Annotated in this window: 12 protein-coding genes; all 12 read right to left on the bottom strand. The window is 47.6% G+C overall.

The genetic code is table 11. From position 1 onward, the window contains the following. Positions 1-62: 62 nt before the first annotated feature. A complete protein-coding gene (locus tag ACYVGR_RS30785) occupies positions 63-350 on the bottom strand; it encodes a hypothetical protein (protein WP_460963807.1) in 288 nt (95 codons plus the stop codon). A 329-nt stretch (positions 351-679) separates the two neighbouring features. Further along, entirely contained in the window at positions 680-1483 is an 804-nt protein-coding gene (locus ACYVGR_RS30780) for a LytR/AlgR family response regulator transcription factor (RefSeq protein ID WP_460963806.1), read from the bottom strand. Positions 1484-1487: 4 nt separating this feature from the next. Next, complete coding sequence (locus tag ACYVGR_RS30775; RefSeq protein WP_460963805.1) at positions 1488-4535, bottom strand: two-component regulator propeller domain-containing protein; 3048 nt, start codon at positions 4533-4535, stop codon at positions 1488-1490. A 123-nt stretch (positions 4536-4658) separates the two neighbouring features. Continuing rightward, complete coding sequence (locus tag ACYVGR_RS30770) at positions 4659-5291, bottom strand: hypothetical protein (protein WP_460963804.1); 633 nt, start codon at positions 5289-5291, stop codon at positions 4659-4661. Positions 5292-5366: 75 nt separating this feature from the next. Continuing rightward, a complete protein-coding gene (locus ACYVGR_RS30765; protein ID WP_460963803.1) occupies positions 5367-5492 on the bottom strand; it encodes a hypothetical protein in 126 nt (41 codons plus the stop codon). Positions 5493-5705: 213 nt separating this feature from the next. After that, complete coding sequence (locus ACYVGR_RS30760) at positions 5706-6197, bottom strand: hypothetical protein (RefSeq protein ID WP_460963802.1); 492 nt, start codon at positions 6195-6197, stop codon at positions 5706-5708. 90 nt (positions 6198-6287) lie between these two features. After that, positions 6288-7064 (bottom strand): leucine-rich repeat domain-containing protein, encoded by a 777-nt coding sequence (locus ACYVGR_RS30755; protein WP_460963801.1) that lies wholly within the window; start codon positions 7062-7064, stop codon positions 6288-6290. 70 nt (positions 7065-7134) lie between these two features. Next, positions 7135-7611: a hypothetical protein gene (locus ACYVGR_RS30750; RefSeq protein ID WP_460963800.1), complete on the bottom strand. Its 477-nt coding sequence runs from the start codon at positions 7609-7611 to the stop codon at positions 7135-7137. A gap of 201 nt (positions 7612-7812) precedes the next feature. Continuing rightward, entirely contained in the window at positions 7813-7971 is a 159-nt protein-coding gene (locus ACYVGR_RS30745) for an ankyrin repeat domain-containing protein (protein WP_460963799.1), read from the bottom strand. A 3-nt stretch (positions 7972-7974) separates the two neighbouring features. Beyond that, positions 7975-8235 carry a hypothetical protein gene (locus ACYVGR_RS30740; protein WP_460963798.1) on the bottom strand — a complete coding sequence of 87 codons (261 nt, stop codon included), beginning with the start codon at positions 8233-8235 and terminating at the stop codon, positions 7975-7977. A gap of 12 nt (positions 8236-8247) precedes the next feature. Continuing rightward, the gene (locus ACYVGR_RS30735) at positions 8248-9000 is read right to left on the bottom strand and encodes a DKNYY domain-containing protein (RefSeq protein ID WP_460963797.1); all 753 of its coding nucleotides are present in this window, start codon (positions 8998-9000) and stop codon (positions 8248-8250) included. A gap of 11 nt (positions 9001-9011) precedes the next feature. Continuing rightward, positions 9012-9638: a hypothetical protein gene (locus ACYVGR_RS30730; protein WP_460963796.1), complete on the bottom strand. Its 627-nt coding sequence runs from the start codon at positions 9636-9638 to the stop codon at positions 9012-9014. Between the last annotated feature and the right edge of the window lie 32 nt (positions 9639-9670).

Below are 9670 nucleotides of genomic sequence, written 5' to 3'. Positions count from 1 at the left end.
ATTAGTCGAATCTTGAAAAAATTATAGCGTTTTTCTTGCAAACAAAGACAGTACCCGGAAAGCTACCCTTTTTTTATCTTAGCGTAAATGCGGTCAAATTTCTGAGAAAGCTCCATGTACTTCTCCGACCATCCGTTCATGAGGGCGTGCTCTTGAAAAGTACACGATGGCCAAAAATGGGCTTGCAACGTCTCTAAACCACTTTGGTCACCTTGACGAAGTTGAGTAATATATTCATTTAACTCCTCTCTTGCTTCGTTAGCACTGTCATAGCCTGTCCAAAGCAAATCTGAAGTGTCTGTGAATTCGGCCTTTACACTTTCGATAATGTCGATTAATTCATGTGTCATGTGTCAACCGGAACCTGCCTTATCAAACCTGTTAAGATATCTTATTCAGGCGTTTGCGTTGTCAACCGGAACTCGGAAATGGAACCCAAAACCCGACCGCTGGGACGAGCGGTCTGTCGACCGGAAGCCGCCTTACACTCACATCTTGTTTGGCATCACCCAACATACTTTTATACGCAACTACACGAAACTATTTCTTGCAGATTCCCTGTCTCGTTTAGTTCTACGCCTTACTATTTAAGCAAAGAAATACCTATCCGCTCTCACTTCCTAAGCCAAAACAGCGAAGTGAGTTAACGGTAGGTAAAGCCCCAAAAAACATATATTTTCTACTTCAACTTCCCCGAATTCACGTAGAAGTCAGACAGTAGCGATAGGAATTCCTCTTTGCGACGGCGCGATACTTCGATCTCGGTGTTGTCGCTCATCCAGACCTGGCCACCGTCGCCTTTTACGTAGCGTTTGATGTGTTCGAGGTTCACGATATTTGATTGGTGGACGCGGAAAAAATAGTAGTTGTCCAGAATCTCTTCGTACTCTTTCAGCAGTCGCGATACCACAATGGCTGGCCCTTTCACCAGGTGAAATTTGGTGTACGATCCCAACGATTCGCATTGGATGATGTCCGTCATCTGCACAAAATGAATGCCTTCGGCGGTGGGCAACGCAATGCGCTGGTTGTCATTCTTTTTGCGTTCGGAGAGCCGCAGACTTTGCGTCGCGTCGAGGTGTTCCTGCAAAATCTGAAGTTGCTGTGGACTTACCCCCGCTACCTGCGATTTCGACTTTTCGACGGCCGCCTGTAGCTCGTCGGGGTCAATGGGTTTGAGGAGGTAGTCGATGGCGCTGAACCGGAATGCCCGAATGGCAAACTCCTGATAAGCCGTCGTGAAAATCACCCCGAAATCGACTTTCTCGAAACTGGCCAGCAAATCAAAGCCCGTTTTGCCGGGCATCTGAATATCCAGAAAAACCAGATTGGGCTTTACGTTCTGGATTAACTCAATTCCCTGATCGGCATTTTTAGCTTCGCCAACAAGGGCCACTTCGGGGCAAAGAAGGCGCAATAAATTGGTCAATGCCTCGCGGGCATTGGTTTCGTCGTCGATTAATACAGCACGAAGTTGGTTCATAACGTTACGCTTTTTCGATGGGAATAGTCATTTTTACCCGCGTTCCCGCTGGGTTATTATCCGTATCAACTAAGTCAATCACTTCTAATTGAGCTTCCTTGTCCTTCCGTCGGAGCGATTCGAAAATTCCTTTTGTCATCTCCTGCCCACGAGAAATATGGCCTTCTGTTCGAGGGGCAAACGCCCGCCCAACGCCGTTGTCCTCAATAGTGCAAACAATGTGATTGTTCTGGATACAAGCCGTAATTTTCAGTGTTTTAGCGCCTTCTTTGGGCATCAGACCATGCCAGATGGCATTTTCGACGTAGGGTTGCAGGAGCATGGGGGGCAAGAGCGCATCGAGCAAAACGTCATTGTCTTCAATAGCAAATGAATAGCTGAACTCGTGGTTGAAACGGAATGCCTCAATCTCAACATACATACGCAGCGTGTCGATGATCTGCTCGAAGGATAGGTATTGGTGGTTTGAGTTCTCCATAATCCGGCGTACCAGCTTGGAGAATTTCGATAAGTACTTAGCGCCCTCAACCCCCCGATTGGTGAGCAAATAACTCTGCACGGAGTTGAGCGAATTGAACAGGAAATGTGGGTTCATCTGCGATTGCAGGGCTTTTAATCGCCATTCGGTTATCTGTAAATCGAGTCGGTTTCGTTCGTCAAGTGTATTGACTCGCCAGCGCATCATCAGCACAATCAGGCCAGCGATGAATAGGCCGATGAGTGTTCTGAAAAGCCAGGTATTGGTAAAATAAGGCTTTATGGTTAGGTGAATAGCCAGTGGTTGCTTGCTTTTTAGGCCGAAACTATCGCTGCTGCGGACATGCAGCGTATACGAGCGCGCGGGCAGGTTGGTAAACGAAACGGTATGCTGGTTTCCCAGATCGACCCAGTTCGGTTCGTAGCCTTCTAACTGATAGCTATATACGTTTTTGGATGCCGGTTCAAAATTCAGTGTCGAGAAGTTGAGTGTGATCGAATTTTCGTCGGGTTGTAAAATTATCTCTTTCGTAAGGTCCTGATGAAGCATTTTTCCCTTCACCTCGACCGAGCTGAGTGCAATGTGTGGAATGATTTTGCTACGAAGCAGAGCATTTATATTCAACAAATTGATGGTATTGATGTGGCCTAAAATCAACTCATCCGAGCTGGTTTTCAGAAACCCGACTGGGTCGTTGCTGCTCAATCCTTCGATGGTGGTGAGGTACTTGATTTTCCGGGTATTCAGGTTGGCGATGTGAATGCCTTCGTTGGTGCTGAACCACAGATTGCCTTCTTTATCGTCGCAGATAGTAGAGCAATAGGTATCTGATAGCTTGTCGTGCTGGTAATCGAACGAAGCCAGAATTTGGCCCGCTGATGAAATTTTATTGACGCCCCCCCAACTGGCAACCAGGATGGAACCGCCCTGGCCACGTTCTACAGCATTAATACAGAGCCCGCCCAGACTTTTGCCCTTATTGACGGGTAACTCCATGATGTTGACAAAACGCGCTTTGGGTTCATCGAAATAATATAACCCATTGGGGCAGGTCGCCACCCAGATTTTGCCGTCGTTTCCTTCCGTAATCGCTTTGATGTAGTTGTTCTGGCAGAGTTGTTTCCCTGCCGATTCGGGCCAGAGTTTTAGTTCTGTATTCGTCGATAGGTTAACTACTTTGAGGCCTTCCGTCATGTTGGCAATCCAGAATCGCCCTTTCTGGTCTATCAAACCATCGCGGAATTCGGTGGATGTGAACAAACGAGAGGCAATTGGTAAAACTGAAAAGGTTTCTGTCGACGGATTGCCGACAAAAACGCCTTTATCCGTGAAGGCCATCGGGCGGTTCTGAATCCATTGCAGTCGATGGGTGTAAGTGCTGGTAGGATAGGGCCACAGGCGAAACTGGTTGGTGGTCGATTGCCAGGCCAATGCGCCTGAATGGGAGAGACCTAACAGAAAACGCTTGTTGGCTAACTGTAAGGAGCTTGTCACTTCAACCGGCAACCGAACGGCGCTGGCGGGTATGTCGATGGTATGAATCCCCGGATTTCGATACCGATACTTGATAAGTCCTTTGCGCGTACCGATCCAAAGAATACCATTGTCTTTATCGTCGTACATGACCTTGACATGGATACCCTTATCGTAAAATTCGGGTAGATGATACACCTTGTTTTCGTCGGGATAATAGAGACTTAACCCCTTCTCGGTACCTATAAACAATAGCTTTCGCCCGTTCGCATCAACGGACCCCTGACCACAGATTACGTTCTGGTTGGCAAATTCCTTGCTTAGAAATGAAAAGGATGAATGATTGAATTCTCCAGTCCGGAGCATTCCAGCCGGGGGCGAAAAGCGAAGTAAGCCGGCGTCGAAGGCGCCAATCCAGATTACGCCTTTGGTATCCTGAAAGGCCATTTCCAGCCGAACAGGGCGTTTGTTGCTGGCCAATTGGGCTTCCTGACCCAATAGGCAGATTAGTTTGTCGTGCTGACGGTCATAGTAGTAAAGTCCTATTTCCGAAATGACCCAGAGCCTTCGTTGGTTATCTTCGAAAAAGGTGGCGTCCTGATGAATGTTATTGCCCGACGCAAGGGCGTACATCCGGAGTTTTTTTCGAGCCAGATCGTAGCGTTTCACGGCAGTATAATCGCCTACCCAAGCCTGATTGTAGGAATCAACGAATACCCGTTCGTGCATGTCGTTGGTTCGGTCGTCGTCTTCATAATTATTCCGAAGAATCGTTTCGACGGTCAACATCTCGGGATTAATCGCGCATAAGCCTTTTGTGGAAATAGCCGCGTAAACCGTTCCTGCCGAATCGGTTGAAACCCCTGAACAATAGCCTAATCGCTGATCGTCGACTGTTTGGAACGTGTACCCATCATAGCGACAAACACTCCGCCCCGTGCCGATCCACAAAAAGCCCCGTTTGTCTTTGGTAATGCACCAAACGTCATTGGAGGGTAGTCCTTCTTTGGTGGTGATGTAGTCAAACGTTAGCGTAGGCATTTGCGCATTGGCTCCCCAACAGATCGTAAAAACCAGAAGGAAAGCCAACAAGGAGTGCATACGTTGAAGTGGAATTATTCTGGCGCGGGCATTCGCCCGTGCTGGTCAATATGGCGAGTATACACTCGCGCTTATATAAAGGCACGGGCGAATGCCCGCGCCAGAAAGTCAGTAAGTTACATCTTAACGGGTAATATTTTCAATGCCGAATTGACTGCCTCCGCCCATTGCCCAACGACCACGGGCTTTGTTGCCTGCCAGCACGTATTCGACCGTTCCGAACGCCTGACCGGGGCCATAGCCAATTACGAGATAATTTCCACTCATGAAGCCTACGCCGTTGTAAACACCATTGCCAACCTGCCACTGCGCCTGAAAGGTGTCGCCGGTTTTTTGCAGGGTTAATTTTCCGCGATAGGGACGCCCATCTGGATTTGTTCCGACCAGGTCATAGTTTCCATCGCGACCCGTTAAGGTTTCGGTGCCGGTAGCGCCATCCAGACCCGACGCTGTCCAGACTCCTTCGATACGCTGATTGGCCGAGTTCGTTTTATAAACCACAATGCCGTACCCTCCGTTGAGGCCGTAACCCACAAACAGTTTTCCATCGGCCAGCAAACCCAGGCCGCTGTAGTTACCTGCCGTTGTTTGCCAGTTTACGCCATACGACTGACCAACGCGTGTGATGTTCAAGGTGCCGTCGTAGAATTTGCCATTGGGTAACTGCGCTTTTTCAATGCGCCAGTTACCATCCTGCGCTAAAAGAGTTTGAGCCGTGAGCATACTAAAGAGGGCGATAAATGAGTAAAGTTTCATGATTGAAAATGAGGTTTGAGCTGATTGAGGTGTTTTGATGGCGCGAACGTCTACGTTCGTATCATCCCGTTTATGCTATCGTGTGAGTTTAGCAGTAGATGGCTCCTGCATTGTGCGTAGATACGTTTGCTGGCGATTGACTAGCCGACTACCAGCCAGCAACAAGGCAACTAGGATTACGTAAGGGAAGAGCGATTTCATAGTCAGGGTTAGCGGGAAAAAAGGTCAAAGAATTTAGACATCGTTGGACGAAGTAATAATACGCCATCAGGAAGACACCGAAACAGAGTACTTGCAGTTTGTCAGTCATGGCTGTAGAGGCTCTTAAGTGAATCAAACTTACTTGAATCCGAAGCCCTCAAAAGCACGACTGGATAACAGGTGGAGTTTACTCGAAAAGTGGTGGATTTCGCTTTACGGGTGGCGCTGTTCTAGCTGTAAGGTTTGCTCCCAAAAGCGGATGGCCGAACTGCATTGTACCTGGGAAATAAGCCAGAAGATTCCGTAGACGAGCACAGCCGGGAAGAGCGTGTTGACAAGAATCGTAATGTCGCCAGTTCTGAACACCTTAGGAATGGCGAGAATAATAAAGAACACAAAGGGAAAGCACAACAGAAAAAGGGCAACAAACCAAACCATATGTGGGCGTATGTTAAGCGTAACCAGCATTTTACCCTGACTGGCTCTATACATGCCATCTATGCTTGGACTAATACCCTGCTTTTTGAAGTTACTGCTCGTTTTTCGCACCGAAAAACCATACGGTGTGAAGCTTCCGTAATAGGGTTTGGTGCTATAGAAACTAAAGCCCGTAATCACGTTGTCGGTTAAACGCTGCCTAATCACATCCGCGGTTAATTCAGTCTGATAATTGAATTGACGGAAAGGCAATAGGGTGTTAAGCATGACTAAATGGAATAAACCTATACGGTTTCAAAAACCTTATAGGTTTGGTAGTAAGCTAATTCGAGGATAAGAATGATAGGTTTTAATAGCTTATTGCGGAATAGAATTCCCGCGAAAATTGGTGCTGACGATGGCTTTGAATTGATCGAGACCATCGGTCGACGTTAAGCGATTATTCATGGCAAATAGCCATTGAACATTGGGGCAACCTCGTAAGGTTTTTAAGTCGGTAATCTGATTATCAGAGACATCTAATCGACCTAGCCTAGCCGATTGCAAGCCGCTCATGTCAGTTAAGCCACAGTTTCTCAAATACAAATCGCCCAACTGAGGAAGTTGCGAAAGAGCCGCCAGGTTCTGGATGGGATGATCGGATAAATTCAGCGCGGTTATGTGCCCTTTTTGTACGCAAAGTTGAAAATCGTTGCGGGGCTCGGTGGCTTTTTCGGCCTGCCCAATGTGCCAGTGTTCGGTAAAAACAGCGTCCTGTAAGCCTAATCCCGCATCATGCGTAATCTGCGTCAGAATGGCTTTTTCGGTGGGGTCGAGGGTTGTGAAATCATAATCATACTGTCCCTTTGCGGCTTTGCCATGCCCCATTTCCATCGCGAAAATCGTGGCATAAATCCCGATGCTGAATACACAAAATCCCATTGATACGAGGGAAATGAATTTATGATCACCGAAGCCTTTGAACGCCCACCAGCTCGCCAAAAGATACAGCAGAAAGCATCCTAAAAATAGCGGTATGCCCAGCCAGTCGGGTATTTTCTTTAAGAACGAATTGGGATCTGTGAGGCCAACGGTAAACGAATAGCCTAAAATGAACGTCAGCGTGAGGGAGAGTAATAAACTGCGCGTGGCCATAACGTCTTATAAGAGATCAAGTAGCTAATTAGCGTGCTATTAGGACGACTTTGATTTTACCTGACCGCACTTAGTTCGACCAGTTGGGGAATTGTGCTTTTAGCTGGTCGTCTAATTCGTCGGCCCAGAGTTCCAGATCGCGGATGCAGGTCGTGAGTTCCTGGTAGTCCATTCCCCGAATGTCACGCTCGTAGGTGGCGTAAACGGTTTGCGTATTTGGGGCGATGCACAACTTTACGCCTAGCCGCAAGTCGTTGAGCTCGAGTAAGTGGCGATAGAAACCCAGCAAGTTGTTGGCCGGAACCTGAAGCAGAGGAGAGAAAATACGGAGGTAATCGCGTCGACTTCCGCTCTCAAACTTGATGGTTTGAATGTAGACCTCAATCGTTGCAGAGCCATTTTTCCAAAGCCAGTTATTGTTTTTAGCGCCATAAGTCTGGTCTTTAGTCAGTCCAATCGATTCAACGTAGCACTGAATCATTGTTTGAACGCGATTGTATTGTTCATCTTCGGGTTTAGCAGGTGACGCATTTTTAATTGGCTCCATTGATGTTTGTCGTTTAAAATGATTTCGTTTGACAGATCAAACTTACTACGACTATCAGGTCAGTATGAAGCAACTCTATACAGGGTGGATTTGGGTTTATAGGTGGCTAGAATGAGAGCAAAAGTGGCAATTGACAGGGCTTCACTCGCTTAGCCATTACCCGCAACGCCTTCCCAACCGACTTTAATCAGAGAGTCGACATTATTCATAGGGGGGTAAATTGGCTCCGGCTTCTACCAATAATTCGACAGCATCATAGCTGCCACCATAAGGTGTTACAGCGTGATAGAGAGCGGTATACCCATCCTCATCAACTACGTCCACATCGAAGCGGCCCCGAATATGATAATACCGATACACACCTTAATCACGATTTTTATGGTTCGCCAATACGTATTTTCGGATAATCCAGTCTTCGGCGATCTGTGCCGAAACCTCCCCCAGGCTATCTACATAGGCTTTCTGAAAATCAGGTTCGCTCTTCAGAAAAACATGAAATCCTTCGCCCTGAAAATAGCCCGTTTCAAACGGCGAAGCCGTTAAAATAGCCTGCCGTTCTGCCTCTGTTAATCGTTGGATTTGCTTCTCCAACTGCCGGTTTTTGAGGTATTTTTTGACGCACATGTGTTATGTAATTCACCTCACCCCCGACCCCTTACTGTTTTTGTCTTTGGCGTAGTATTGCCCGGCACTGGAGAAGTTAGCGAGATCGACGTTTTCGAGTGGCGCCCAATGCGTGTATTGACCCAGCACCAATCCCCAGGCACGGTGTTTATCGCAGAAGTTAAAGTCCGACACTTTCCGGAACGTCGCGCCATCTACGCCCTCTATGGGTTTTTCCTGAAAATAAACCCGTCGTTTGTCGCGGGCCAGGTAATACCCGTTGAACATCGGAACAAAGACGAACGAAGCCGGGTCCGCCCCTTCAATGATAAACATGTCTTTATATACGCGATGGCTATCGCAAACGTAGGGCGCGCCCTCGGCTGTTACATTCGTCGGCGTGTCATTGCTATTCGGAATAACCCTAAAATGAGGACCGTCGGTGCTAATAAGTTCATGCCGACTGTAGCCATTGGTTTTATCCCTGGAATAAGCCCCCGATAAGTACTCAAATGTAGCGGGGTCGGCATTTTGGATGATTTGGCCTATGTAGAATACATGAGTTTTGTCTTTGCCGTAATCATCGTTGATGATGGTAAACGAGTCTGTATCCGCTTCAGGAATAACGGATCGGTTCGCGGGAAAGCCTCGATACATAACTACTTCGCCTTTTTCAATGCGGTAGCCTCTCCGTGAACTCGGTCCGCAGGCGAGTACCAGTAAGCCAATGAGTGTAATGGCCAATGATCCAAACGTACCGAAGATTTTTTTAAGTAGACTGTTCATGATGGTAGAGATTATCGACGACTATGGGCGTATACTTTCGGTGGTTGTCCTATGGCCTGTTCGTGTTGATGTCTGGTAGACGGAATAACGGGAGGAGCGACCGATTTCTCGGTGGATTCAGGTGTCTTGTTGTCGAACAGAGTTGTCTTAAGCCAGTCGATGTAGTGGCTGAAACGTTCGACATCGTGATAGGTTTGCCAGATAATCACGAAGCTGCCGTCTTCCGTTTCGGAAATTCGAATGGGTGTTGCGGTATCCAGCACAAACCAGTGCTTAAATCGCTGCCGAAACGTAAACCCTGAGGTATCCATTTTGGTTCGGGCGGCCTGTTTGAATGCCTCCGTAATGGTGTTGGGTGCGAACGAAATTGCCAGGTAATACGTGTACGAATTGACGTAAGCATTCCCGGCTTTAACCAGAGACGAGGCCATGCCCTGCCACCAGTTGAAATGAAGATTCTCGCCCGATGGGCCGGTTAGTCTTACGTCGGCACAGGAGTAATATTGGCTGCCCAGAAATTTGGCAACCTGTTCGGGAGGGGTGGTTGCCTTGTAGATTTTATTAGCCGTAAAAAAGGCTTGTAGATTGCCGTCGGCTTTTTTCCGGAAGATGACTCGTCCTGAAATAGGTTGACACATCCCTCAGCTTATTTTATGGATACATCAACCAA

This window comes from Spirosoma litoris (genome assembly GCF_054776755.1).
Note: the sequence above shows the minus strand (reverse complement) of the source record. Positions and strands in the feature narration are given on the sequence as shown.

Excerpts from the sequence above, each read along its gene's own strand:
- ACYVGR_RS30785 (WP_460963807.1), bottom strand. The coding sequence starts at position 350 with ATGACACATGAATTAATCGACATTATCGAAAGTGTAAAGGCCGAATTC.
- ACYVGR_RS30780 (WP_460963806.1), bottom strand. The coding sequence starts at position 1,483 with ATGAACCAACTTCGTGCTGTATTAATCGACGACGAAACCAATGCCCGC.
- ACYVGR_RS30775 (WP_460963805.1), bottom strand. The coding sequence starts at position 4,535 with ATGCACTCCTTGTTGGCTTTCCTTCTGGTTTTTACGATCTGTTGGGGA.
- ACYVGR_RS30770 (WP_460963804.1), bottom strand. The coding sequence starts at position 5,291 with ATGAAACTTTACTCATTTATCGCCCTCTTTAGTATGCTCACGGCTCAA.
- ACYVGR_RS30765 (WP_460963803.1), bottom strand. The coding sequence starts at position 5,492 with ATGAAATCGCTCTTCCCTTACGTAATCCTAGTTGCCTTGTTGCTGGCT.
- ACYVGR_RS30760 (WP_460963802.1), bottom strand. The coding sequence starts at position 6,197 with ATGCTTAACACCCTATTGCCTTTCCGTCAATTCAATTATCAGACTGAA.
- ACYVGR_RS30755 (WP_460963801.1), bottom strand. The coding sequence starts at position 7,064 with ATGGCCACGCGCAGTTTATTACTCTCCCTCACGCTGACGTTCATTTTA.
- ACYVGR_RS30750 (WP_460963800.1), bottom strand. The coding sequence starts at position 7,611 with ATGGAGCCAATTAAAAATGCGTCACCTGCTAAACCCGAAGATGAACAA.
- ACYVGR_RS30740 (WP_460963798.1), bottom strand. The coding sequence starts at position 8,235 with ATGTGCGTCAAAAAATACCTCAAAAACCGGCAGTTGGAGAAGCAAATC.
- ACYVGR_RS30735 (WP_460963797.1), bottom strand. The coding sequence starts at position 9,000 with ATGAACAGTCTACTTAAAAAAATCTTCGGTACGTTTGGATCATTGGCC.
- ACYVGR_RS30730 (WP_460963796.1), bottom strand. The coding sequence starts at position 9,638 with ATGTGTCAACCTATTTCAGGACGAGTCATCTTCCGGAAAAAAGCCGAC.